At 39.5% G+C, this 23,658-nt stretch carries 24 protein-coding genes; 12 read left to right on the top strand and 12 right to left on the bottom strand.

Annotation, left to right across the window (positions count from 1 at the left end):
* Nucleotides 1-2: 2 nt before the first annotated feature.
* On the bottom strand, nucleotides 3-1,505 hold the full coding sequence (locus tag RMZ43_RS05815) for an MBOAT family O-acyltransferase (RefSeq protein ID WP_322655128.1): 1,503 nt from the start codon (nucleotides 1,503-1,505) through the stop codon (nucleotides 3-5).
* A gap of 30 nt (nucleotides 1,506-1,535) precedes the next feature.
* Here RMZ43_RS05815 and RMZ43_RS05810 point away from each other — a divergent pair, with 30 nt between their 5' ends.
* Together RMZ43_RS05810 and msrA are read left to right on the top strand one after the other, a co-directional pair.
* Entirely contained in the window at nucleotides 1,536-1,676 is a 141-nt protein-coding gene (locus RMZ43_RS05810) for a hypothetical protein (protein WP_322655127.1), read from the top strand.
* Nucleotides 1,677-1,723: 47 nt separating this feature from the next.
* Entirely contained in the window at nucleotides 1,724-2,392 is a 669-nt protein-coding gene (gene msrA / locus RMZ43_RS05805; protein WP_322646262.1) for a peptide-methionine (S)-S-oxide reductase MsrA, read from the top strand.
* A gap of 129 nt (nucleotides 2,393-2,521) precedes the next feature.
* Here msrA and RMZ43_RS05800 read toward each other — a convergent pair whose 3' ends face one another.
* The gene (locus RMZ43_RS05800; RefSeq protein WP_322655126.1) at nucleotides 2,522-3,715 is read right to left on the bottom strand and encodes a serine/threonine protein kinase; all 1,194 of its coding nucleotides are present in this window, start codon (nucleotides 3,713-3,715) and stop codon (nucleotides 2,522-2,524) included.
* 380 nt (nucleotides 3,716-4,095) lie between these two features.
* Complete coding sequence (locus RMZ43_RS05795; protein WP_322655125.1) at nucleotides 4,096-4,380, bottom strand: hypothetical protein; 285 nt, start codon at nucleotides 4,378-4,380, stop codon at nucleotides 4,096-4,098.
* 128 nt (nucleotides 4,381-4,508) lie between these two features.
* Between RMZ43_RS05795 and RMZ43_RS05790 the strand changes: the two genes are divergently transcribed.
* The 3 genes from RMZ43_RS05790 to RMZ43_RS05780 all read left to right on the top strand — a co-directional run bounded on the left by RMZ43_RS05790 (nucleotide 4,509) and on the right by RMZ43_RS05780 (nucleotide 5,459).
* Nucleotides 4,509-4,697 (top strand): hypothetical protein, encoded by a 189-nt coding sequence (locus RMZ43_RS05790; RefSeq protein WP_229458644.1) that lies wholly within the window; start codon nucleotides 4,509-4,511, stop codon nucleotides 4,695-4,697.
* A gap of 185 nt (nucleotides 4,698-4,882) precedes the next feature.
* On the top strand, nucleotides 4,883-5,152 hold the full coding sequence (locus RMZ43_RS05785) for a type II toxin-antitoxin system RelE/ParE family toxin (protein ID WP_322655273.1): 270 nt from the start codon (nucleotides 4,883-4,885) through the stop codon (nucleotides 5,150-5,152).
* Nucleotides 5,139-5,459 carry an addiction module antidote protein gene (locus RMZ43_RS05780; RefSeq protein ID WP_322655124.1) on the top strand — a complete coding sequence of 107 codons (321 nt, stop codon included), beginning with the start codon at nucleotides 5,139-5,141 and terminating at the stop codon, nucleotides 5,457-5,459. The genes RMZ43_RS05785 and RMZ43_RS05780 overlap by 14 nt, the downstream gene beginning before the upstream one ends.
* A 239-nt stretch (nucleotides 5,460-5,698) precedes the next feature.
* Here the strand turns inward: RMZ43_RS05780 and rfbB are convergent, their stop codons facing one another.
* From rfbB to RMZ43_RS05760, 4 genes are all read right to left on the bottom strand, one after another.
* Nucleotides 5,699-6,778 carry a dTDP-glucose 4,6-dehydratase gene (gene rfbB / locus RMZ43_RS05775; protein WP_322655123.1) on the bottom strand — a complete coding sequence of 360 codons (1,080 nt, stop codon included), beginning with the start codon at nucleotides 6,776-6,778 and terminating at the stop codon, nucleotides 5,699-5,701.
* A gap of 51 nt (nucleotides 6,779-6,829) precedes the next feature.
* Entirely contained in the window at nucleotides 6,830-7,825 is a 996-nt protein-coding gene (locus RMZ43_RS05770) for a glycosyltransferase (RefSeq protein ID WP_322655122.1), read from the bottom strand.
* 170 nt (nucleotides 7,826-7,995) lie between these two features.
* Complete coding sequence (locus RMZ43_RS05765) at nucleotides 7,996-8,697, bottom strand: DUF6391 domain-containing protein (RefSeq protein WP_322646266.1); 702 nt, start codon at nucleotides 8,695-8,697, stop codon at nucleotides 7,996-7,998.
* A gap of 409 nt (nucleotides 8,698-9,106) precedes the next feature.
* Nucleotides 9,107-9,370: a helix-turn-helix domain-containing protein gene (locus RMZ43_RS05760; RefSeq protein WP_322655272.1), complete on the bottom strand. Its 264-nt coding sequence runs from the start codon at nucleotides 9,368-9,370 to the stop codon at nucleotides 9,107-9,109.
* Between the two features lie 363 nt (nucleotides 9,371-9,733).
* Here RMZ43_RS05760 and RMZ43_RS05755 point away from each other — a divergent pair, with 363 nt between their 5' ends.
* Nucleotides 9,734-10,711 carry a carbohydrate kinase family protein gene (locus RMZ43_RS05755; protein WP_322655121.1) on the top strand — a complete coding sequence of 326 codons (978 nt, stop codon included), beginning with the start codon at nucleotides 9,734-9,736 and terminating at the stop codon, nucleotides 10,709-10,711.
* Here the strand turns inward: RMZ43_RS05755 and RMZ43_RS05750 are convergent.
* From RMZ43_RS05750 to RMZ43_RS05740, 3 genes are all read right to left on the bottom strand, one after another.
* Nucleotides 10,708-11,472, bottom strand: coding sequence for an HIRAN domain-containing protein (locus tag RMZ43_RS05750; RefSeq protein WP_322655120.1), 765 nt, complete (start codon nucleotides 11,470-11,472; stop codon nucleotides 10,708-10,710). The genes RMZ43_RS05755 and RMZ43_RS05750 overlap by 4 nt on opposite strands.
* Nucleotides 11,473-11,692: 220 nt before the next feature.
* Nucleotides 11,693-12,403: a hypothetical protein gene (locus RMZ43_RS05745; protein ID WP_322655119.1), complete on the bottom strand. Its 711-nt coding sequence runs from the start codon at nucleotides 12,401-12,403 to the stop codon at nucleotides 11,693-11,695.
* Nucleotides 12,404-12,446: 43 nt separating this feature from the next.
* The gene (locus RMZ43_RS05740; protein WP_322655118.1) at nucleotides 12,447-13,124 is read right to left on the bottom strand and encodes a polysaccharide deacetylase family protein; all 678 of its coding nucleotides are present in this window, start codon (nucleotides 13,122-13,124) and stop codon (nucleotides 12,447-12,449) included.
* Between the two features lie 297 nt (nucleotides 13,125-13,421).
* Here RMZ43_RS05740 and RMZ43_RS05735 point away from each other — a divergent pair, with 297 nt between their 5' ends.
* The 3 genes from RMZ43_RS05735 to RMZ43_RS05725 all read left to right on the top strand — a co-directional run bounded on the left by RMZ43_RS05735 (nucleotide 13,422) and on the right by RMZ43_RS05725 (nucleotide 16,563).
* Nucleotides 13,422-14,333 carry an RnfABCDGE type electron transport complex subunit D gene (locus RMZ43_RS05735; protein ID WP_322655117.1) on the top strand — a complete coding sequence of 304 codons (912 nt, stop codon included), beginning with the start codon at nucleotides 13,422-13,424 and terminating at the stop codon, nucleotides 14,331-14,333.
* Between the two features lie 3 nt (nucleotides 14,334-14,336).
* The gene (locus tag RMZ43_RS05730) at nucleotides 14,337-15,722 is read left to right on the top strand and encodes a DUF2330 domain-containing protein (RefSeq protein ID WP_322655116.1); all 1,386 of its coding nucleotides are present in this window, start codon (nucleotides 14,337-14,339) and stop codon (nucleotides 15,720-15,722) included.
* Nucleotides 15,723-15,912: 190 nt separating this feature from the next.
* Nucleotides 15,913-16,563 (top strand): sigma-70 family RNA polymerase sigma factor, encoded by a 651-nt coding sequence (locus tag RMZ43_RS05725; protein ID WP_322655115.1) that lies wholly within the window; start codon nucleotides 15,913-15,915, stop codon nucleotides 16,561-16,563.
* Nucleotides 16,564-16,676: 113 nt separating this feature from the next.
* Here the strand turns inward: RMZ43_RS05725 and RMZ43_RS05720 are convergent, their stop codons facing one another.
* Nucleotides 16,677-17,615 (bottom strand): alpha/beta fold hydrolase, encoded by a 939-nt coding sequence (locus tag RMZ43_RS05720; protein WP_322655114.1) that lies wholly within the window; start codon nucleotides 17,613-17,615, stop codon nucleotides 16,677-16,679.
* A gap of 107 nt (nucleotides 17,616-17,722) precedes the next feature.
* Here RMZ43_RS05720 and RMZ43_RS05715 point away from each other — a divergent pair, with 107 nt between their 5' ends.
* Nucleotides 17,723-18,607 (top strand): shikimate dehydrogenase, encoded by an 885-nt coding sequence (locus RMZ43_RS05715; protein WP_322655113.1) that lies wholly within the window; start codon nucleotides 17,723-17,725, stop codon nucleotides 18,605-18,607.
* Between the two features lie 253 nt (nucleotides 18,608-18,860).
* Entirely contained in the window at nucleotides 18,861-20,576 is a 1,716-nt protein-coding gene (locus RMZ43_RS05710; protein WP_322655112.1) for an RNA-directed DNA polymerase, read from the top strand.
* Between the two features lie 10 nt (nucleotides 20,577-20,586).
* On the opposite strand, the gene RMZ43_RS05705 is transcribed toward RMZ43_RS05710, so the two are convergent.
* Nucleotides 20,587-22,149 (bottom strand): NERD domain-containing protein, encoded by a 1,563-nt coding sequence (locus RMZ43_RS05705; protein WP_322655111.1) that lies wholly within the window; start codon nucleotides 22,147-22,149, stop codon nucleotides 20,587-20,589.
* Between the two features lie 282 nt (nucleotides 22,150-22,431).
* Here RMZ43_RS05705 and RMZ43_RS05700 point away from each other — a divergent pair, with 282 nt between their 5' ends.
* Nucleotides 22,432-23,634, top strand: coding sequence for an alpha/beta hydrolase (locus RMZ43_RS05700; protein ID WP_322655271.1), 1,203 nt, complete (start codon nucleotides 22,432-22,434; stop codon nucleotides 23,632-23,634).
* Nucleotides 23,635-23,658 lie beyond the last annotated feature (24 nt).

Below are 23,658 nucleotides of genomic sequence, written 5' to 3'. Positions count from 1 at the left end.
CCCTAAAACTGAAAATATAAAAACTCACTAACTTTAGTAAGGTGTAACAGTGCGATTACAGTTAAAACTGAAATGACTAAGGCATAGGTTTGATTCGGTTGCCACTGTAATTTAGACCAAAAAAGGCTATTAGATGAAAGTTTTTTTATTTTTTCATAATTTAATACTGGTTCATACTTGCCCATCCATTCTTGAACATTAGGTGTCAACCAAACGATCGCAAGTAAAATAGAAATATCAATGATTGCTTTTTTTAATCCTGATTCAATAATTTGAGTACTCAATAATAAGCCATTTAATCCAATCATGCCTTTGACAATTATAAATGCCGTAGCCATGTTTTCTGCTCTGAAGAAAACCCATCCGAAGACAACCGCGAGAAATGTTATAAACCAACCAAGTTTTAGACTCAGCCAGTTATTTATTTTCAAATCATACTTTTTTTGGAAAACATTCCATTCATGATTAATAGTTAGATAAGCTCCATGCAATCCACCCCAAAAGACAAATTGCCAACCTTCTCCGTGCCAAATTCCTCCCAGCAGCATGGTTATCATTAAATTCAAGCTACGTCTAATCTCACCTTTACGATTACCACCTAAAGGAATGTATAAATAATCTCGAAGAAAGTTAGAAAGAGTGATGTGCCACCTACGCCAGAAGTCGCTAATACTGGTAGCTTTATAAGGTGAGAAAAAGTTAACTGGTAACTTAATCCCGAACATCCTAGCTATCCCAATTGCCATATCAGAATAACCAGAAAAATCAAAGTACAGTTGCAACGTGTAAGCTAACGCACCAATCCAAGATTCTAAAAATGTGGGAAAGATACCAGCAGCAGCACTATTAAATACTGGGCTTGCATAAGCAGCAATATTATCTGCAAAGACAACTTTCTTAAATAATCCCAAACTGAAAATCGTAATACCTACTGCTATATTCTCTAAGTTAAACTGACACACAGTTTTGTTAGCAAACTGTGGCATGATCTCTGAATGATGAACAATAGGGCCAGAAATTAGTTTAGGAAAAAAGGTGATAAATAGGCAGTAATCTACAAATTTAGTGTCTTTCGCTTCCCCACGGAAAGAATCAACCAAGTAGGTAATTTGCTGGAAAGTAAAGAAGGATATCCCTAATGGCAAGATAATATTTTGTAAATTAAAGTTTAAATCTAATATATCGGCTGCACTTGAAACAAAAAAGTTAGCGTACTTGAAGCAACAAAGGATAATTAAATTAGCTGTTATTCCTAAAACAAGCAGTGTTTTTTTTATGACTGGTGAGTTTAATTGGTTAAGTGTATAGCCTATAAAAAAATTTAAGCCAATTGAAACTAGAAGTAATAGTAAGTATCTTGGGTTCCACCAAGCATAAAAAAATAAAGAAGCAGTCACTAACCAGGTGATTGCTAAACGGTAATAACCATATTTACCACAAAAGAAAAATATGAAAAGAGTAATTGGCAAAAAGAGAAATATAAACTCTAAGCTGTTAAATAACATACATATTTTTTTGTGACCGAAGAAAATTATATGATTACATGTATTATCGGCACACAATCTATTTATCTAGATATATTAAAATTAATAAAACTTAATATAAAAGCTACCGAACTGTTGGCCGATGAGAATGGCTGTACTAAGAATCCTGAGACAACCCCAAGCGATCGCTAGAATCTTTACAATAGTAAATAAGGTAAAGATATATATCATCAAAATCAATGGCACTATTCGGATTTGGCAAAAAGGCAGTTATGCCCACACCTGAGGAAGCTTTGCCAGGAAGGGCACAATCTATTTCAGTACCTGCGGCTCATTATGTCAACAAGAATCCCTTACAACCTCCTTATCCCGATGGATTAGAAAAGGCAATTTTTGGCTTGGGCTGTTTTTGGGGTGCAGAACGCAAATTCTGGCAACTTAAAGGAGTCTATACCACCGCAGTGGGTTACGCTGCTGGGTTCACACCCAACCCCACTTATGAAGAGGTATGTAGTGGGCGAACCGGTCACAATGAAGTGGTGTTAGTTGTGTTTGATCCCAAAGTAATTAGTTATTCTGAACTACTCAAAGTCTTTTGGGAAAGCCACAATCCCACCCAAGGGATGCGCCAAGGTAATGATACTGGCACTCAATACCGTTCGGGAATTTATGTATATTCCGAAAGTCAAAAGCAGCTAGCAGAAGCATCGCGGGAAGCTTATCAGCAAGCCCTCAACGATGCAGGTTATGGCAAGATTACTACAGAAATCTTGGATGCGCCGGAATTCTACTACGCCGAAGCTTACCATCAGCAATACTTGGCTAAAAATCCCAACGGGTATTGTGGTTTGGGAGGGACAAATGTTTCTTGTCCTGTGGGTGTAGTTGAATCGCAAGTTAGTAGTTAGAAGGAGCTAGGGGGAGTGGGGAGTAGGGAGTAGTGAGTAGGGGGGAGTGAGGACATAAGGCGGCTTTGGGCATAAGTCAATAATCAGTTCTTCTTCCCCCATTTCCCATTCCCCATTCCCCACTCCCCACTAAAATGCAGCTTGGAGTAAAGCGATCGCTCGAACCCATAACATAATACTTATCGGTCCTCCAATTACAATACCAGCGATCGCCCAGCCTCTTTGATGCGCTTTGAATTGTTCAATACTGTTCCACCGTCTACTTTTCCAAGCCCATTCGTTGCCTTTTGCACCGAATGCGATCGCCAGAAACAACGAAAATTTTGGTATAAAACAGAATACACCACACCACACTTGATTCGGCCACATCCACAACCAAGGCATGAGAAATGCGCCCCAATTCCAACCGAGAATTTCCTCTGGGACTGTTTCATTGTGATTATTTATCCCACATCCAGAATTGTTGATTATTTCTTTTAGCGGCAAAAGCTGATTCTTGTTTGCAGATTTAATAGCCAAACGAGATTTGAGAACATTCAGCGCTTCCCGGGCATTAGTAAATCGTTGTTCTGGAGCAGGTTCTATCAACTTTTGTAGCCAACTGACAAAACTGGGACTCAACTTAACTCGGTCTGCAAATTGCAACCGCAAATCCTGCTGGGGCAAATCACAGGGGGAAGTTCCTGTTAACAAATGAATCAGAGTCGCACCCAGTGCATAGAGGTCTGAAGCCGCAACAGCTCGACCACCAAATTGTTCCATTGGGGCATAACCATAAGTACCGACAACGGTAAAAGTAACGCCCTCTCTTGCTGCTTTATCCTGAACTGAACCAAAATCAACTAAATAAATCCGATTATCTTCGCCCCAGATTAAATTACTCGGTTTAATATCTCTATGCAACACCCCTGGATTTAACTCATGTAGATAGATGAGAATATTTAAAACCTCAACAGCAATTTTTCTAGCTCGCTTTTCACTAAACCTTTCGCCAATAGCAAGTTTTTCCTTGAGCGACTCACCAGGAATATATTCTTGTATTAAAGCAAACCAAAGCGTGCGATCGTCGATACAAAAATAATCTATATATCGAGGGATGCGGGGATGATTTAGCTGTTTAAGTATTTGCGCTTCCCTCTCAAAAAGTTTCAAATCATCCCACTGGACAGTACCGCCAAAGGCTAAAAGCTTGACTACAACAGTCGAATTTTCACCATCAGAGGCTTGTAAATCCAATGCTTGCCAAGTTTGACGAATTCCATTGTTGCCAAGTTGGCGTTGAATTTGATAACGGTCTTGTAATATCTGTTCTGGTTGCAGCATCTGACACCTGCTGGCAATTTACTCTGATTCCCTTACTATTCAAGGATAGTCATTATCTAGAAAACCCGCTTGGCAGAGGGTAAAAAATATATTTTCTTCCTCCTGCCCTTCGGGTTCGGCAGTCCCCCAGACGCTCGAGGACTCGCTAACGCTGCGCTATCGACGGGAACCGCCAAGACGGGGGCTGCCTTACCTCCTGCCCTCTGCCTTTCTTCAGTAAAAATAGACATAAAAAAATCCCCGGTTTTAGGATGCCGAGGAATAGTTAGCAAGGTTAATTAGGGTTTAGAGCATTCCCAGTATCTCTAGTGCTGTATCCAAATGCCATTTAACCCAATAGAGTCCAAATAACTTCTCTTGACTGTACCGTGCTGGGTACTCTAGCTTCCTTCCATCGTCACCTTAAGCAAGGCTGACTGCTCCGGTGTAGGTGTTCCCATAGCTTCTAGTGTCACTTCTAGGGCTTCTACTTGAGAGAATATAGGAGACTTTAATCCTTTATTCTCTGATACTTGCTTGCAGGCTACAACAGGGAAGGTCAGGAGCGCGTTAATGTAGGATGCTTTATCAGCAGGGTTTCCTATTGCTTGGATGCCATACTGTATCAGACATAAATCGCGTAACGCTCTCAAGCTTTTAACTTCTAATTCTGTGCGTGTAAACATAAAATAGAGTTACCTCTTGTAAAAGTGGAAATCGGTGGTGAACTAGTTTGCAAGACACAATCGCCACCGATCTAAAACTCTATTCGCTTGCTATCATGCAGTTCAAGTCTTATTCATATTTCTCAACAATGCCTAATCCTAAAGGTAATCCAGAAAATTTAAAAAACTTCACCACAGACAGAGAAAAACCACTAACCGAGCAAGTCAATCTGAGAGTTACGAAAGAAATGAAGGAAGAGATACAGAAACAAGATAACCCTCCTGAATTTTGTAGAGAAGCAATTCAAGAGAAATTAGATAGGAATAAAGAGAAATAGTGAGAGCCAGATAATTTTTAGAGCAGTTGAAAATTTAGACTTTGGGATTCCCTAAAAACCTGGTGCGAATTATTATTCGCATATGTTATGAATAACATTAAAGATTGAAGGTGTCCAAAGAAGCACAACCAAAACAGATTATCATCTATGCCAATCAAGACGGCTATGAGCCGTTTACAGAGTGAATAAATAATTTACGGGATCAACAAGGAAAACGAGGCATACTGCAACGCCTACGCCGCCTTGAACAAGGCAATTACGGCGATGTTGCGCCAATAGGAGATGGTTTAAGCGAGTTGCGAATGTTTTTTGGTTCTGGTTATCGCGTCTATTTTGGTGAAGATGCTGAAAATATTGTTGTCGTACTGTGTGGAGGCGACAAAAGCACACAGAATCAGGACATCGAAGATGCAAAAGCTTACTGGAAGGAGTACTTAAGCCGTGAGAAAATTTAGAACACTTGATGAATTTGAAGAAGAGTACTTGCGTAAGCACCCGGAAGAAATCGACGATTATTTGACCGAGATATTTCAGGAATATGCAGAAGACAACGATTCCGGCGCGTTGTTAGCATCCTTGCGCGTCGTTGCCCGTGTACGGGGAATTAGTGAGATAGCCGAGCAAACCGGCATGACACGCCGGGGATTACAAAAAGCCTTATCCAGCAATGGCAACCCGCGCCTTGAAAACGTCAATTCCATCATGAAGGCGCTGGGATATTCTCTCACGCCGCAAAAAATCATGCCTCCAGCCGCAGAGTGAATCACATCAGTAGTTATCGATTGTGACACTATTGTGTGCAGATTACGAACACTAACTAGCAACTTACGTTAAAAAAATATAACTCATTGATTTATGCAAATAAAAGTAGATGCAAAGACTTTAAATTATAGATGAAATTTCATAAGATTGAAGTGTGATTAGACAATATACAGCTTTTGATTTAGTATTGGCTCTATACCTATTCTTTAATTACGAATCACAAATTAGTAATTATTTCGTCAACCATTATTTGCAGATTGTAGATAATTTTTGCGATAGTAAGCTTGATATTCCGCAGACAGCAGAGGTTCCCACCAATCACGATGATTGAGATACCACTCAACTGTTAAACGTAAACCCTCAGCAATTGTTACTGAAGGTGTCCAACCAAGCTGAGTTTTAATCTTGTTCGCATTAATTGCATATCTCCGATCATGCCCAGGTCTATCCTTGACAAAAGTAATCAACTGCTTTGCTGGACGTACTGGTAAATCAGGTGCTAATTCATCCATCATCTGACACAAAAGTTGCACCAGGTTGAGATTTTCCACTTCATTGCTACCACCAATATTGTATGTTTCTCCTGGTTGACCATGATTGATTACCACATCCAAAGCACGACAATGATCGCCTACATAAAGCCAATCACGTACATTTTTACCATCACCATAAACAGGTAATGGTTTCCCTATCAAAGTGTTGATGCACATCAGGGGAATTAGCTTTTCAGGAAACTGATAATGGCCGTAATTATTAGAGCAATTTGTGATAATTGTCGGGAGGTTGTAAGTATGGTAATAAGCACGCACTAAGTGATCGCTACCGGCTTTTGAGGCTGAATAGGGACTATTGGGAGCGTAAGGTGTCGTTTCACAAAAAGCTGGATCATCTGGGGCTAAACTACCGTAAACTTCATCAGTAGAAACGTGTAGAAAACGATAATTAGATGGCTGTGCTTTTGCTTCCCAATGTTTCCGAAAAGCTTCTAGCAGTGTGAAAGTTCCTACCACATTAGTTTGTACAAAAGCAGCCGGCCCAAGAATCGAACGATCAACATGAGATTCAGCAGCAAAATGGGCGATGGTATCTATATTTTTGGTTGATAATAACTCATCTATGATGGTGCGATCGCAAATATCCCCCTGCACAAACCGAAAATTCTCTCTTCCCTCAACCAGCGCCAAATTCAGACGATTTCCCGCGTAGGTAAGCGCATCCAACACCACCACTCGGTCATCTGGATAAACCTGACACCAATGATGCACAAAATTCGCCCCAATAAACCCCGCACCTCCAGTAACTAATAACCGCCGACTCATTCCATTTCCTCTCTTCTCTCTGTGATCTGTGCGCCTCTGCGGTTTTTTCTATTACTGAAAATATTTTTTCCTCACCTTCCCATATATTTTCTGAGCAAGTAATTTTGCCACACGTATTCTCGTTAAACTCTTAATATTAGATGGCTGCTGTATCTTATGGTCAAAAAACTCATTTAACTCATTCAGAATAACTTGGAAACGCTTAATAATATTTTCAGTCCGATATTCAGCCAAAAACTCTTCACTCAAACTAAACGCTACTGAAGAATCAATCACCTTCAGAATACGTTGGACATCATATTCTTGAGAATATCCAGCAATTTTATAGCAATTAAATCCAGGGTCTAAGTAATCAGCCAGTCCACCGTTGACACTAGAAAATACTTGACAACCACAAGCAAGAGCTTCCATTGGTTGTAGACCAAATCCTTCGCTTACACGCTGTTGCGCCCAATACTCAGCCGAATCATATAGGTAAACCTTAGCTCGGTTGAATAATCCAGGTAAATCCTCTATGTATGAATCAAGAACTAATACTTTACAACGTTTTTGTAACGCTGGAATCAATTCTTTAATTAAATACTCAGAAGATTTCCGAGTTTGAACTAAAACATCAATATCCCGTTCCAGCCCTAAATTTTGAAACTCATCAGAAATTTGATTGGGCAAATAATAAATTAGAGAATTGGGTGATTTTTCTCCCCAATATCCCATTGTATAGCGGCTAACAGTAATGATCGGAATACTTGCGGGTAGTTTAAATGGATAACCTGCACTATGTGCATGGTAAACAACATTGTATTGCTTAAGTTTAGCCACGAGTTGAGCTATATCAAATCCCCAATTGATGACAAAAATTACATCATTTAAATTTTTCTCTTTTAGCAAATCATCAATAAAAAGCTTACCTTTTTCTCGTTGGCGGTAAGTTACGATATCAGCACTACAGAATTGCTGAACCAAATTAAGGGCTTTTAACTCAGCCCAAAGACCACCACAGGCAAATTTACCATCTGTACCAGGAAGTAAAAAGTAAAGTTTTCTCATAATTTTTTTAGGGGAGTACCGCAAGGCGGAAGTCAAAAGTCAAAAGTCAAAAGGTTTTAATTTTAGTCTTTATGGCTGTAATAAAACAGTAGGTTTATTTCCGCCGACCTGTTACTAAATGGAGAAAACTATGGAGAAAAATTGTTTTGTCTCCCTCATCCCCCTCATCTCTATTCTTGCCAGCCCACTTTAACAAAATGTGCATGACGCCCCCAAACGTCGCGTGTACGGATAATATTGTCAATTGTTAAGTTAAAAGGAATGGCTGTTGTTAGGTAACGCTGTGCCATAGAACCTAAATCAGGTGCAAGTTCGGCGGCTGTCGTTGCTGCTAACCCCAAACCGATAAGTTGCTCAATTGGTCGAAACGGTAGTAACAGATGCACACCTACAGCTAGTCCAGCAGTTAAGAGCATTGCTACAGATAAATTTGTCCCGCAACGGGGATGTACAGCCAAATCCCATTCTCCACTGGTGAGGCGATGTCGAGCAAGTATGACCGCACGCCGCAAATCACTAATATTCACCTCACCATAGAGATAGAATCCCTGTTCAGTAGACAAACCGCTTAGTAGTTCGTTATCTAGTTGAACGTTACTAGGTTCACCTTGGGCAGGATAGGCACTTTTTGATTCACTAAGAACCCAAACAGTAGCATGTTCTAAGGCGTGAACCTGCCGTATCATCAGAATTTCTTTCAAACCCGGAATAAACGATAGCTGTCTGAGTAAGTCGGCATCTTGTGTGGGTTGCGGAAACTCTGAAAATCGGTCTTCAAGACGCGGAATTTTCTCAGATACAGGTGTCGTAAAATCAAAGTTCAAAAATTTAAAGGGAGACAAGCTACCCTCAAAAGAAGCGGAAGTATTCATTGGAACACTGCTCCCAAAGCCGATGGGGCAACATAGATTTCTTTCAAATGTAACGCTTGCACCACTGAATTGTTGCTAATTTTTGTGGATGATTTTTGAGTTTGGGCATTGGGCATGGGTTATTCCCCTTGTCCCCTTGTCCCCTTGTCTCCCTCATCCCCCTGCTCCCTCATCTCCCCATTCCTACATCTGTTCCGCTTAATAAGAAATTCTGATTTTTTATAGTTTCCGAGTCCGAAGGTCAGCTGGCTCCACTAACATAAACTCCGGCTGAGTCAAGGACTCGGAACTTTTGGTAGAGTGTTCACACTGAAAACTTAGGCGTGAAGAAGGAAATAATCAGTAAACTTCAAGATTGGCTTGCAATTATACCAGACCAGAGCAATTACCTTGCTACTAAATAAATCGTTTATTCGACCTGCTTAGGCAGAGTACAGCAATTGACATCATTCAAGCAGACTTTGCCCCACTGTAAAGCCCAGCGAACAAGAGCTACTCGATTTTCTGTCTCGGTCTTGGTAAGAATATTACTGATATGGTTATCAACTGTACGCTTGCTAATCTCCAGTTTTCCTGCAATCTCTTGGTTAGTTAAGCCAGCGGCTACTAAGTCGATAATTTGCAGTTCTCTGTCTGACAGACTAACGGGGGTCTCAGACTTGCCACCAGCCATGACTATTTCTATCCTCCCTTGGTATATGTACTTAATCACTCTTTCTAATTCTAGAAGATTCTTTTGTTGGGAGGGGTTTCAAGTGTTAGCAGTAATCCGATTGTCAATATTTTCTTTGGATTTAAAATTGGCAAAAATATAAATCATCAAACAATGATGTATTTTATTATACTAAACTAGTTTAAAGATAATAGTGTAAACTCTTAGAGCAATTAGATGATACTCAGAAGCATATAGATGTTATGTAGTAATAAAAAATGCTATTTAATTCTATGAAGGGCTGGCGACAGATTAGCGAAAATTGTTGTAGATTTTATACTGTAAATTACTAATCCAAAATCGAAATCTAAAATCTAAAATAAAATGAGCAATCCCCGTGTTTTGTGCCTCGGTGAAGTTTTGTTTGATTGTTTAGCCGATCAATTAGGGCTAAAGCTAGAAGAAGTAAAATCTTGGACTCCGTATCCTGGAGGAGCGCCAGCTAACGTAGCTTGTGCTTTAGTCAAGCTGGGGACGCCAGCAGGATTTATTGGAGCCGTTGGTGAAGATGAACCAGGGAATGCACTAGTCAAGTTATTACAAGATGTAGGTGTAGAGACGACGGGGGTACAATGCCATCCTACAGCACCAACGCGGCAAGTTTATGTTACACGGGATCTAGCAGGCGATCGCACTTTCGCCGGATTTGGTGAGTATGATACCGCAGAATTTGCTGATACTCGCCTACAAGCTAAACAATTGCCAAATTCCCTGTTTGAAGACGCAGATTTTCTGGTTTTAGGTACTTTAGAATTAGCCTATCCTGAAAGTGAAGTGGCAATTCACCGCGCCCTAGAGTTAGCAGAACATTACGATTTGAAAATTGTGTTGGATGTGAACTGGCGTCCCGTATTTTGGGACGAGCCAAACATCGCTCATCAAAAAATTCCAGAATTATTTAAGCGAGTCGATTTTCTGAAACTCTCCAAAGAAGAAGCTGAATGGCTATTTGAAACCGCAGATCCCGGAGCCATCACTTACCGTCTAGCTTCAATTGAAGGAGTGCTAGTAACAGATGGCGAAAACGGTTGTAGCTACTGTTTGGGTGAGAACGAAGGCAAATTACCTTCCTTTTCCATACCTGTAGTTGACACGACTGGCGCAGGGGATAGTTTTTTAGCAGGATTCATCCACCAATTGAGTCAGCATGGCATCCACAGCTTGCGGGATGCCGAAACCGCAAAACGCATCGTCACTTATGCCAGTGCTGTTGGGGCACTAACTACCATTAAACCAGGTGCGATCGCTTCTCAACCAACAGATGCTGAAGTCCAAGCTTTTCTAGCCTCTCATCAACTTTAGGAACTAGCATAAGCCATTGGGATATCAGCCACCAAAGGCTGATACTCCCGACTAGAAAATGGACGAAAATCCTCGTCCCATTCTGCGGTCATATTGCACAATAAACGTAGTTGAAGAGGTGTCGGTGCTGGATTAACGCGCTCAACTTTTACTTTTACAAGTTCAGGATTTTTGCTCTTGAGTTTAAAAACATCATTCACAATATACCGAGGACAATAACCTACAATGTGATGATCCTCAGTACATAAAAGCAATGCACGCGGGTCATAGGGATTTTGAAATTCGTTAGCTAAATATAAGAGTTCACCCGTTTGTAATTGATTAATCCGTTCTATTGCACAAGCGGGAAAGTGCCGTACTCCGTGTACAAAAAAATGGATATGGTATAAACCATTTTTATCTGGCTCTGGGCAGGGGAAAACTTCAAAATTATCCGTAGTTTTGCGTCCACCACTACGAGCAAGAATAGTAATTGGCTCGTCCTCATGCTGAGGAATATTTAGCCACTCAATATAATTTTTATAATCTGGGCGAGAACGTCGCATCAATCGATTGGAGAACAAGGGAAACAATTCAACCGATGTGTATACTTCCTTTAAGTCTGGAAAAGAGATCAATGGTTGAAACCCGCACTTTACTTGAGCTTCTGTAGCACCATACGTGTAAACAAACTGGTATTTAATATCATCAAAGGTTAATCGGCCAATGGGAAACCAAGCACGACTTTTTGGATCTTGCCAAGCTAAAAAAAGTGTTTTCATAGTAGGGTGTCTTGCAGTTTCAGTAGCCTGCTTTGATTGAATTCTAATATTTTCTGTGCAAATTCAATTGCTGTTTGCGATATGCGTTCTGATGGGATACGCCTAAAAATATCTAACGTATCATTACTTGACACCCTTGCTAAGTTATCTAACCATACTCTAGCTGCATTTGGATGGCGCTGTTGAGCTTCACGAAACGCATCAACCGCCTTGAGAGGTCTTATATCATTAACATTAGCATAAAGTACAGAATTACATTTTTCCGCATACCCCGTGACAGATTTATTGTTAGTTTTAAGTGTCGTTTTTCATCTAGCAATTCCCTACCCATGCTAGAGGCATGGTCATAAGTTGGTGCTAAATAAATTTTCTCTTCCAAACTGATGACAGCCCAGTTTTCATGGTGTCGATCAGAGTTGCCTATCCAAGCATCTAACAATAAGTATCCAACAAAAGTATGCACGGCAGTCACAATGCCATGCGGTGGTGTCCAATTGAGAGGCAGATTTACTGAAGAATCTCCAATGGCATTAAATACAATATCGATTGTGTGTTGAGATGGGTTTTTTGAGTATCTTGGATAGTCAGACACTACTCCGATTAGAATCTCGTTGCCAAGGGTAAGCCTACTCAGGGGAACCCTTTCCTCTTCAGGTATACTTTCATCTTCAGGTAAAAATGATGGTGAAATAGTCCCTCTCTCGCTATTAAATGTAGCTAGTTCATAATTAGCATGAGGTAGCTCTAATAAATCGGATAACTCAGATGCAATCTTCTCTGACCAATCTTCTCCTGTATTTGGTCTAGCTTTCTTGTAGAGACAAAGACCTAAATCTTGATGATGGAACCAGAACTTTTCTTTTGTTCCCAAATCCTCAGTATCCTCAGGAGCATCTGGGGGAACCTCAATAATAGGAAAATGCTTTGCCATAATTTATCTTGAAATCCTCCCAACAAGTTGCCGAAATCCCTATTTAGTTAGCTTTAGCTTGCTGCCATAGAGTATCAACAGTCACAAACTTATAGCCTTGTTGTAGCAGTTTCGGAATAAGAATTTGGATTGTGGCAGCAACATCTTGTCCACCGCAAGCACCATCATGTAAAACAATCAGCGAACCATTTTTGACTTGCTGCATAATTCGCTCTACCACGGTGGTTACACCTGGTCGCACCCAGTCTTCTGGTACAACACTCCACATAACCGGACGATAATTCCACTGAGAGAACAGTTTTAAAGTGGCAGGTGTAAATAAACCATTGGGGGGGCGGACATCTCGCACTTGTTGAGGTTGCAGGTTGCAGGCATTGTAGATGGCAGCTTGGGTTTTTTCTAAACTATCCTTCAGATCATTTGGAGAAAGCATGGCAAAAGAGCGATGATCGTAGCCATGCAATCCGATCCAGTGTTCGCGATCGCTAACGGTTTTGGCAATGGCTGGTGAACGGTTGACGCAAACGCCCAACCAAAAAAAACTCGCTGTAATCTTGTAACGATCTAATACTGCCAATACTTCCGGTGTGTATTGAGGATGCGGCCCATCATCGAATGTGAGGGCGATCGCTTTAGTATGTGGATTTCCAGTCCAAAGGCAGTTGGGAAAACTCGGCTGAAGAATGCGGTAAAAAATTGGGAACAGGGGAGCTAGTTGCATAAAGTTTTTTGTTTTTTTTGCGTAATCTTGCATAAATACACTGATTACTTAATGTTGATAACTGTTAAACGTGGGAACCATAGCTTAATTCGCTTATATCTAGAACTTACTGGACAAACAGATAGTTCCAGGTATAAGCCCTCCTTATAGTTTCAACCATCGGAGCGATCGCAAGAGGGAAGGCAATCACTACTCCAAAATCATATTTTGTAAAAAATCTCTAAGAGCAATACTTTTTGACCTGATACTCGTCAAAATTCAGGAAAAATCTACGAATAAACACTGGATGAAAAGTTAATGTTGTTCAAAGATATACGAGATTATCAAATTTCATTTCTGGGCTTGTTCCTAGTCGTGGGAATCAGTACACGAGACTGGACATTGCGACCAGATTTGATTGGGGTATTGATTGCTACTTGTTTATTAACTCAATCGATATTGTCATTTGTCATTAGTCATTGGTCATTGGCAAACAACATAGACGCCCGAGCCGCTTCCCGCAAGGTAGGACAAGTTACAAATCTTCGCAGTGCTTTAATTACCTCATTGGGACTCAGTTTATTGTTGCGGGCCGATCACTGGACGACAATGGTTTTAGCTGCAACAAGTGCGATCGCTAGTAAATTTCTCTTCAAATTTGGTGATAAGCATTTTTTCAACCCTGGTAATTTTGGCATCATTTCCGCCTTAGTTCTCACCTCCGATGCTTGGGTTTCGCCGGGACAGTGGGGTGAAGAGTGGTGGTATGCGCTGTTATTTGCCGGGACTGGCGGCATGATTTTGCAGCGCATAGGTCGCTGGGACACCACAGCCGCTTTTTTGGGTAGCTATTCCTTGCTAGAAGCAATTCGTAATCTCTGGTTAGGTTGGACTTGGGATGTTTACTGGCATCGGTTGATGAGCGGCTCGTTGTTGTTATTCGCTCTATTTATGATTACAGATCCGCGATCAATTCCCAATTCAAGAATTGGACGGGTAGTTTGGGCAGCTTGCATCGCTGGATTAACTTTCATCTTGCGAAATTATTTCTTTATTCCCACCGCAGTCTTTTGGGCGCTGTTCATCCTTGCGCCGTTGAGCATTCTGCTAGATGTTCTCTGGTTAGCCCCACGATTTTCTTGGCAAGAGAGGAAAACAGGTGTAGAAACGTTGCAATGCAAAGTCTCTACAGACATTATCGATCTCAAGATTAAAAATATAGAGGTATAAAAAATGAAGATTTTTCGACTTTTAACGCCATTACTGTTGACAATTGTCGCAGTATTTTGTTTTGCACCCGCAGCTTGGGCATTTTGTGGATTTTATGTAGCTAAAGCTGATACGAAGCTGTATAACAAAGCTTCTCAGGTAGTGATAGCACGAAATGGCGATCGCACCGTTTTAACGATGGCAAATGACTACCAAGGGGAAGTCAAAGATTTTGCGATCGTAGTACCAGTGCCAACGGTATTGCAAAAAGACCAAGTTCGCGTTGCTCTACCCAGCATTATCGAGCGCCTAGATGCTTTTAGTGCGCCGCGATTGGTAGAATATTTTGACCCAGATCCTTGTGCCCCTCTACCACGATTTTTTGATAGATTATCTTTGGCAGCAGCACCAGCAGTAAGTAATGCAGAAGTTCAAAGAAGCGATCGCAGTTTGGGTGTGACGGTAGAAGCGCGTTTCAATGTGGGCGAATACGACATCGTGATCCTGAGTGCGAAAGAATCTGGCGGGCTGGAAACTTGGCTGACACAAAATGGCTACAAAATTCCTCAAGGGGCGAAACAGTTACTTCAGCCCTATATCCGTTCCTCAATGAAATTCTTTGTTGCCAAAGTTAACTTGGAGAAATTCGAGGAATCTGGTTATCAGTTCTTGCGTCCGCTACAGATTTCTTATCAATCACCCAAATTCATGCTGCCAATTCGTTTAGGCATGATTAACGCTACGACAGAGCAGGATTTAATTGTCTATATCCTCTCACCTCAAGGAGAGGCACAAATCACTAACTATCGGACGGTGAAAATCCCCTCCAACGTTAATATTCCCGTATTTATCAAAGATGAATTTGGTGAATTCTACAAATTCCTATTCCAAACCGCTTACACCAAAGAAGGCAAGAGAGTCGGCTTTTTGGAATACGCTTGGGACATGGGTAGTTGCGATCCTTGTTCAGCCGATCCCCTTACCCAAGAGGAACTCAAGGAAGCAGGTGTATTTTGGCTAAATGATAATTCTCTAACTAAGCAAACTAAGTTTACACCAATCCTCAAGTTTCCTCCTCCCGCTTTTAACAGTAACGTCTTCATCTCCCGTTTGCATGTCCGCTACACCCGCGACACATTCCCTGAAGACTTGATGTTCCTATCAACTGCTAACCGTGAATTATTCCAAGGGCGTTATGTTTTGCAATATCCATTTGAAGGAGAACTGAAGTGTGAGGCAGGTAAAAAGTACAAACAGTCTTTGCCCAAGCGTTTTGAAGAAGAAGCACAGACTCTAGCTAGATTAACCAACGGGAATATCCAAGATATTCGCAAAAAAATGAAGCTGAGTGTCGGAAATTTCACATCTTCCTTGTGGGAAACTTTCTTGTATAACATTGGATTAGATTGAGGAGAGTAGGGAGTAAGGGGAAAGTTAAAAGCTTAATGCAGTTTCTTTTTCCCCTTTTTCTCCCTGCCCCCTGCCTCCTGCCCCATGCCCCTTTTCCTCTTCCCCAATGACTAAAAATCTTGACGAAAATTTTTTAGACTGTTGTTATACGCAATACTAAGATATTCTTGCTTTCTTCGCCAAGATTCTCATGGTTCAATTTGATGAACAGCTACGCTACTTAGTTAGCGAAGCCTGTGAACACCCGTCTGGAAGTCCTCAGCGTCAAAAGCTGCTCACGCAAATTATTCGCTTGAGTGCAAGTAGACTCTGGAGAGAAAGTACCCCTTATTATCAAGATGCACTACAACAAACTTGGTTGTATTTTTGCCGCAATGTTTGTGAAGGTTTGACAGGTCAAACCTATGACCCCACTTATGGCAGTGTCATTACCTGGCTAAATGCTTACTTAAAACGGAGACTACAAGACTTTTACATTAACCAGAACCGGGAACAAGCCATAACAGTCCCTCTTTGGATTCGTCAGTCTACATCGGGTGGAACAAGTGAAACCATTGATCCTGTAGATAACCTTCCTGCTACCCCCCAACCACCTCCCATTCTGGAAGACTTGGAGATATGGGCTAAGACAGATTCTGAAGGAGAACTGTGCGATACTTACATTAAAGGGCGTCCAGATGTGAATTGTCAGGTATTAATTCTCAAACGCCTACCCCCAGAAGTTAGCTGGAAAGAATTATCTGAAGAATTTGGGCTGTCAATTCCGACATTAAGCAGTTTTTATCAGCGCCAGTGTTTACCACGTTTGCGTAAATTCGCCGAATTACAAGGATTGTTATAAAAATACGTTGTTTCAGGCTTTTCTTATTCTTTTGCGATGCCTACGGCGGTAAACTACGCAAATAGACCATGCTATAGGGGCACAGCATTGCTGCACCCTTACGAAGGATGTGGTCACTTACTTATAGACAAAACCCAATCGCCTAAAAGTTGGTTTACTTTATCGGGTATTTCATCATGGGGACAATGACCGGCTGTTAGGAAATGTTCTCTAAGTTCAGGATAATATTGACGAAACTTCTGAGAACGTTCTCTAGCATTCATCCAAGGGTCAGCTTCTCCCCACAACATCAACAATGGACAAGTTAATTGCTTTAGTAACACATCAACTTTTTCCCCTTGAGGAGTGCTAAAGACTGACACAAATACTTCCATTGCACCAGGATCGTAAGCAGGACGAGCAATTTCTTCTACTAACTGATCTGTAATTGCACTTTTGTCAAGATAAACTTTTTCTAAAGTTTGGCGAATTACCCAACCTTGGCGCACATATTGAAATAACAAAAACTGGGCTAAAGGTTGTTGAAAGATCCATTTAGTGCCGTCACCAAGAAGTTTCTGCAAAGTAGCGGGTTGTTTGGGAGGCTCAATTTCTGATTGTAAAGCTTCCGGCTCAGATGTCGGCTGGCTTTCGCTAAAAGGCCCTGCACTATTGAGCAAAACTAAACCAGCCGCACTGTCGGGACGTTGGGCTGCGACACATAAGCTAGCGTAGCCACCAAGGGAATTACCTGCTAATACTGCTTTTTGACCAATTACTTCACTGATAAAATCATGGAGTTGGTCGCGCCACAAGTCGGCACTATACTGCAATTTCGGTTTTGCCGATCGCCCGAATCCTAAAAGGTCGATCGCAAATACTTCAAAATCTTGACACAATCCTATGATATTCTTGCGCCAATGGTCTGTGGAAGCACCAAATCCATGTACTAAAAGCAAAGGCGGACGTTGCGCTTGCTTCTCTCCCGCACGCACGTAGTAAACGTTGTGCCCGCGCCACTGCCAATATTTACCAGGAATTGGGGTTGTAGAGGGGGCTGTAGTTGCCTGCATGATTCAAAGAATTGTTAAGTAGCTTTTAATAATTGTAGGCTAGTCCAAGGAGTGGGGGAGCAGGGGAGATTGGGGGGAAATCACTAATGATTAATAACTAATAACTAATGACTAAAGAAAGATTAATTACAGGCAAAACTAAGCTATTAGGGGTAATTGGATATCCGGTTGAGCATTCGCTCTCGCCGGTAATGCATAATGCTGCACTTGCTCATTTAGGATTAGATTATGTTTATCTTCCTTTTCCTATAGCACCACAGAATTTAGAAGTAGCGATCGCAGGTTTCGCAGCTATTGATATTGTCGGTTTTAATGTGACAATACCTCATAAACAGGCAATCATGCCTCTGCTTTCAGAAATTACTCCTATTGCTCAAGCTATAGGCGCAGTGAATACTGTTAGTCGCCAAAATAATCAATGGGTAGGGACAAACACAGATATAGAAGGATTTATCGCTCCTTTGCAGACTACGTATAAGCAAGATTGGAGTCAGAAAGTAGCAGTAATTTTAGGTAATGGTGGCGCAGCTAGAGCAGTTGTCGCAGGTTGTCACCAACTAGGTTTTGCGAAAATTCATGTTGTTGGACAGAATGTGCAGAGATTACAGGAATTTGGTAACAGTTGGAATAGTTCACCCATAAGTGAAAATCTACAAGTTCATCAATGGGAAGAATTGCCAAAGCTAATTCCCGAAGCTAATCTGCTGGTAAACACAACCCCCATAGGTATGTATCCCAAGGTTAATGAGTCGCCTTTGAGTGTAGAAGAAATAGCAAATTTACCAAAAGGTGCGATCGCTTACGATTTAATATATATTCCGAAACCGACGCAATTTTTAGAGCAGGCAAAAAAACAAGGCGCAATTGCGATCGATGGATTAGAAATGCTAGTTCAACAAGGAGTAGGAGCATTAAAAATTTGGTGGCAGCAGGAAAGTGTACCTGTAGAAGTGATGCGCCAAGCATTGCAAAAGCATTTAGGTTTAGGTTGATGGAGAAATAATTTGATCGCCCTGCATCGCGGCAGGGTAAACTCAATGCGCGAACACTGACGTTTACCCCATTAATATTGCTAACTAGACTTGATTGTTAGTGGATATTCTTCATGCCGCACCAGTCTAAAAACGCTCAAATCTTGCAACCTTCCCTTTGCTGTGTGATTGTTGGAGGATGCGTTGCGAATTGGGCAGAACGGCAGATGTTAGATTAGACTTACTAAAAAGTACTTTTAATATAGACAATCTAATGAATAAAGATTTTTTAATTGACCAGATAAGGAAGAGAGAAGTTTTTGAAAAAGCTTATGTATATGCCATATCGTACAGAATTACTCATGATTATTACTGTAACTTTATTGAGATAGATTACTATAGGCAAAATAAAGAGAAGTTGTTTAAAGAGATTAAATCATCTCTTGAAAATCCAAATTTATATGATGTAGAAACTGCATTTTCTTACTATCTACCAAAATCAGATATGTTCTTCAGGAGAATGATCTACACTCCATTTAAAGACTTAGTAATTAAATTTATTTTTGTATCTGTATTAGCTGAATTATTGGACTTTACGTTTGTTCAAAATTGCTTTTCATATCGGCTTGAGAGAAATATTGAAAAAAAGAAAAAATCCAAGGGACATTTATATAGGTATTACTATGAAGGTGTTAAAGAATTTATCGCTTGGCAATTAGCACAAGTTGAGAACAGCAGTTGTATGCTGAAAACAGATATATCGTCTTTTTACGATTCTATATCCCACGAATACTTGCTATTAGCGATTTCAAAACAAATTAATATAGGAAAAGACACACCTTTCTTGATTCTTTTTGCTAAAACTTTAAAGTTCAAAATTTGTTACTACTCAATTGTGGATGAGAAACTAAGTGAAACATATAATAGTCAAGGTATACCGATAGGAAATGAAGCAGAGGGATTTATAGCCAATATATTTCTGAAGGAAGCTGATGAAGCATTATTTAATTCGGGTATAAACTTTGGAAGATATGTAGATGATTTCCGTATTTTTACGAAAAGTAAAACTGATGCGGTTAAAGCCTCAATAATATTACAAGAATTTCTTTTAAAGATAGGGGTAAATTTGAACGTTTCTAAAACCAAGGTTATAGAAGCTGAAGAAGAAATAATTAATTTTATTGAAGAGTCAAAGGAAAGTGGAGTTTCTGCAATGCCATTTCAAGAAGAGGAATATGATGAAAGCAAGCAAGAAAAAAAGCTAAATAAAACAGACATAATAAAAGAAATTGATTCAGGCAAAGTAAGTATGTATAAAGAATCATACTATTTAGAACATCAAATAGGATTTTTAAAAATAGAAGATATTAATAATGAAGATAAAGCAAAACAGTTTGGTAAGTTTTTAAATGAAATTCCATTAGGTATAGAGCTAGAAACTCAAATATTTGGTGAGCATATAGAATGGCTTTACCAATTATCTAAAATATATCCAAAACATGGAAAATTATACTCTTGGTTATTTGTAAAGTTTTTATCTCAAGATTATAGTGATGATGTCCAAAGGATTAGCCTTAAATATCTTTTCGCTGTATTTGATGATCAGCTTGTCAATACATTTATCAAGACTAGAATCATTCATCATCTAGTTAAGCCACGAAAGGGGGCATTAACGTATATAGAAAGAATATCAGCAAGAAAAAATTTAAGAGAGAGGATTATTGAACATATAACTAAGTTAATGAGAATCACCTGTATTGCATTGCAATTAAATTGTATATATGCTTACTATTTGCTTTTCAAAGATCATCGATATGTGGAAGATTTTGTATCGAAAAGCTTAAAACGTCCAATACCAGAACCAATTCAAAATGCTGTTTATCAAATTGGAACTTTATGTTTCCAAGGCTCTTCAAGGTTAGTTTATTTTGAAGAAATTTTGGAAGAGAGTGAAATAGAATATGAATCTAAAAGTATTATTTTTCAGTGAAATAGACACGTTAAAAGTCAATTTCTGGATCAGGAGATTCATAAATAATAAGAAAGCTTTTTGCTCTTGTTGCTCCGATATATTTATTTGCAATATCCCACCTACTTGGAATTAATGTTTTCGCCTTCTCAAAGAATAGGATTATCACATCACTTTCTAACCCTTTATACATCCCTACATTTGACCACTGAAGAGTATTTGGCTCTTTATTAGAAAATGAATACTGCTTGAGATGAAAACGATTGATATGCGAATAATCTGAAAGTATGGACTTAGCCAGTGGATACATATCAGTTAATATAACAATTTGGCTAGGAATAAGATTCTCTTTATCAATTAAATTTAGAATATCTTCTTCTAACATCCTAAATATTTTATTCGTATCTTGGTATAGTCGTTCTATAACATTCCTTCCTTCAATAGACGAACTCTTTATTGGATGATTACAGGATACAAATGGCTTCGCATACTTGAATATTTTGTCAGTATTTCGACAGTTCTTATCCAAAACATTTGGGATTACCTCAAGTGCAAACTTATTTGCATTCTTTGAAATATTTTGATTACTGTCTTGAAAAATATAGAATATTCCATCATTTGGAATAAACTTGCTTAAGTCATTAATTTCCTGATGCTCAAAGTCTTGTCCTTCATCAACAATAATTGCTGTAAATTCAAATTTTACCTTATAATTTTTTGCCTTTACTTCTTCATAGCTATAAACTACGCAGTACCCTGATTGGATTTCATGTTGTAATGATGCTATAAGATATAGTGAAAGATTATTAGATTTACAAATTACTAGTGTTTTTATCTTATGTTGACACAACCTTCTAGCTTTTTCTATTGCTAATTGAGTCTTCCCTGAACCAGCGCATCCTAGAATTATGCATTTAGAATGATGATACAAGTGATCCAAAATATTGAATTGTTGCTCGGTTAATTGAAATATCTGTTGATGTATTTCACCAATATCATTGGCGATATATTTTTTAAACTGACTACTTGGAGATATGAGGTCAACAATTTTTTCTGTCCGATTATTTCCAATTTTTGTAACTTTTCCCTTCGCGTAGTAACTGAAAACAGACGAAATCCAGCTATTAACATTTTTTATTTGAGGACGTAAGAGTAATATTTCTTGTGGTGCTTCAGAAGGGAGTCCATTTATAACCTCATCGACATCAGGGAAAACAACACATTGTCCAATACAAAAATCTTGCAATAAAAATTCGCTGTGCTTACTAAGAAAATCCCGAAATTTGTACCTAATCTGTCTAGCTTGCTCAAAGGGAGATATTTTCATCCTATTTTCATTTTGATGCCAAGCCTTATCAACAGAATCATATCTTATCTGTCCTCCTTTAGCTTCTACTATGAGTATTCCTTTATCAGGATGAATAATTATAAAGTCAGCTTCTCTATCTTGAACAACATATTTGATATGCTGCCACCATGCTCCATGAAAAACAATATAATCATCACCAAGTTCTTTTGCAAAAATTTGAAATAGCTTCTTTTTAGCATTGCTTTTTGTTGTTGGCGATAACTTTTCAGGAATCATTCTTGCCATAATTATTCACTTACGATTTAGGAAAATTGCCTCCTTCGCTATATTAGTCTGTACATTATCATTTAGTCATTATTTGTGTTACATTACGACAACAATCTAATAGAATCCTAATCAAGCTTTATCATAGTATTGCGAGTGCAGAAAAAATAAAGTAAAAATATAAAGCTGTATGACAATGAACTGAAGGATCATCGAATGCAACCAGCAAAACTGGCGTGATCATAGTATGTTTTAACCTTATGTAGCATCCTTACAGAATAGATCATGTCATTTATTTCGTCTATGTTCTCCAAACCAAAAACATTTTTATCATGGCTTGCATTATTACTAAGTTTTACAAGCCTATTTCTTAGTTCTTGGATTCTTCTTCCGGCTCCAAATATGTTTTTACTCACCCTCGCAGTAGGAGCGCCAGAAGTCAGCCCTTGGTTATTGTTATTAAATTTACTCTCTTTATTGCTTGCTTTTTTCTACATCCGTCGCCGTAAATTACAACGTTTAGCTTGTATTTTCAGCTTAATAGGATTGCTAATTTCTGCATGGGTGCTAGTGAATATCCCACAAACTCAAATGCAGATGTCTAAAGCGATGAAGCAAGGTTTAGGAGCAAATTATCTAGAGCAAATTCCAGCCCAAGTAAGGGCAAGGATGCAAACCCATCCCTTTGATTTAGTTAATTCCTTCCGGGGTATTGCACTAGCTAAAACGCGTCATCAAAAAGATATTGTTTTTGCTTCTCCTGCGGGAGTGCCTTTAAAAATGGAAGTCTACCAACCCTCAGAGGTAGGTAAATATCCAGCAGTGGTAGTAATTTATGGTGGAGCTTGGCAATATGGCAACCCTCATGCAAACTCCGAGTTTAATCAATATATCGCTCATCAGGGATATACGGTATTTGCGATCGCTTATCGACATGCACCTAAATATCAGTTTCCATCTCAGTTAGATGATGTGCGTACAGCCTTAAATTTTATTCGCAAACATGCAGCAGAATATGAAGCTGATCCAGAACGTATGGTACTTTTAGGGCGTTCTGCGGGAGCGCACTTAGCAATGTTAGCGGCTTATCAACCAGATGCACCACCTATTCGTGGTGTGGTGAACTATTACGGGCCTGTTAATTTAACGGAGGGATACAAAACACCACCAAATCCCGATCCTATTAACACCCGCGCTGTTTTAAAAGCATTTCTCGGTGGTTCTTTAGAAGAATTGCCTAATCAATATGAAATTGCTTCACCGATAAATTATCTGACGCACCCTCTACCACCAACTTTATTAATTTACGGCAGTCGTGACCATTTAGTAGAAGCACGATTTGGTAGACAAATGTATGAACGTTTACATGATTCTGGTAATACTGCGGTTTTTCTAGAGATTCCTTGGGCAGAACACGCTTTTGATGCTGTCTTCAACGGTGTGAGCAATCAATTAGCGTTATATTATACTGAAAGATTTTTGGCTTGGGCGTTGTTTAAGCAATAAGACTTGTCGAAGTTCATCAAACGT

The sequence above is a fragment of the Nostoc sp. CmiVER01 genome (assembly GCF_034531135.2).
In the GTDB taxonomy this organism is placed as follows: Bacteria; Cyanobacteriota; Cyanobacteriia; order Cyanobacteriales; family Nostocaceae; genus Nostoc.
Note: the sequence above shows the minus strand (reverse complement) of the source record. Positions and strands in the feature narration are given on the sequence as shown.

Excerpts from the sequence above, each read along its gene's own strand:
- RMZ43_RS05815 (WP_322655128.1), bottom strand. The coding sequence starts at position 1,505 with ATGTTATTTAACAGCTTAGAGTTTATATTTCTCTTTTTGCCAATTACT.
- RMZ43_RS05810 (WP_322655127.1), top strand. The coding sequence starts at position 1,536 with ATGATTACATGTATTATCGGCACACAATCTATTTATCTAGATATATTA.
- msrA (WP_322646262.1), top strand. The coding sequence starts at position 1,724 with ATGGCACTATTCGGATTTGGCAAAAAGGCAGTTATGCCCACACCTGAG.
- RMZ43_RS05800 (WP_322655126.1), bottom strand. The coding sequence starts at position 3,715 with ATGCTGCAACCAGAACAGATATTACAAGACCGTTATCAAATTCAACGC.
- RMZ43_RS05795 (WP_322655125.1), bottom strand. The coding sequence starts at position 4,380 with ATGTTTACACGCACAGAATTAGAAGTTAAAAGCTTGAGAGCGTTACGC.
- RMZ43_RS05790 (WP_229458644.1), top strand. The coding sequence starts at position 4,509 with ATGCCTAATCCTAAAGGTAATCCAGAAAATTTAAAAAACTTCACCACA.
- rfbB (WP_322655123.1), bottom strand. The coding sequence starts at position 6,778 with ATGAGTCGGCGGTTATTAGTTACTGGAGGTGCGGGGTTTATTGGGGCG.
- RMZ43_RS05770 (WP_322655122.1), bottom strand. The coding sequence starts at position 7,825 with ATGAGAAAACTTTACTTTTTACTTCCTGGTACAGATGGTAAATTTGCC.
- RMZ43_RS05765 (WP_322646266.1), bottom strand. The coding sequence starts at position 8,697 with ATGAATACTTCCGCTTCTTTTGAGGGTAGCTTGTCTCCCTTTAAATTT.
- RMZ43_RS05760 (WP_322655272.1), bottom strand. The coding sequence starts at position 9,370 with ATGGCTGGTGGCAAGTCTGAGACCCCCGTTAGTCTGTCAGACAGAGAA.
- RMZ43_RS05755 (WP_322655121.1), top strand. The coding sequence starts at position 9,734 with ATGAGCAATCCCCGTGTTTTGTGCCTCGGTGAAGTTTTGTTTGATTGT.
- RMZ43_RS05750 (WP_322655120.1), bottom strand. The coding sequence starts at position 11,472 with ATGAAAACACTTTTTTTAGCTTGGCAAGATCCAAAAAGTCGTGCTTGG.
- RMZ43_RS05745 (WP_322655119.1), bottom strand. The coding sequence starts at position 12,403 with ATGGCAAAGCATTTTCCTATTATTGAGGTTCCCCCAGATGCTCCTGAG.
- RMZ43_RS05740 (WP_322655118.1), bottom strand. The coding sequence starts at position 13,124 with ATGCAACTAGCTCCCCTGTTCCCAATTTTTTACCGCATTCTTCAGCCG.
- RMZ43_RS05735 (WP_322655117.1), top strand. The coding sequence starts at position 13,422 with ATGTTGTTCAAAGATATACGAGATTATCAAATTTCATTTCTGGGCTTG.
- RMZ43_RS05730 (WP_322655116.1), top strand. The coding sequence starts at position 14,337 with ATGAAGATTTTTCGACTTTTAACGCCATTACTGTTGACAATTGTCGCA.
- RMZ43_RS05725 (WP_322655115.1), top strand. The coding sequence starts at position 15,913 with ATGGTTCAATTTGATGAACAGCTACGCTACTTAGTTAGCGAAGCCTGT.
- RMZ43_RS05720 (WP_322655114.1), bottom strand. The coding sequence starts at position 17,615 with ATGCAGGCAACTACAGCCCCCTCTACAACCCCAATTCCTGGTAAATAT.
- RMZ43_RS05715 (WP_322655113.1), top strand. The coding sequence starts at position 17,723 with ATGACTAAAGAAAGATTAATTACAGGCAAAACTAAGCTATTAGGGGTA.
- RMZ43_RS05710 (WP_322655112.1), top strand. The coding sequence starts at position 18,861 with ATGAATAAAGATTTTTTAATTGACCAGATAAGGAAGAGAGAAGTTTTT.
- RMZ43_RS05705 (WP_322655111.1), bottom strand. The coding sequence starts at position 22,149 with ATGGCAAGAATGATTCCTGAAAAGTTATCGCCAACAACAAAAAGCAAT.
- RMZ43_RS05700 (WP_322655271.1), top strand. The coding sequence starts at position 22,432 with ATGTTCTCCAAACCAAAAACATTTTTATCATGGCTTGCATTATTACTA.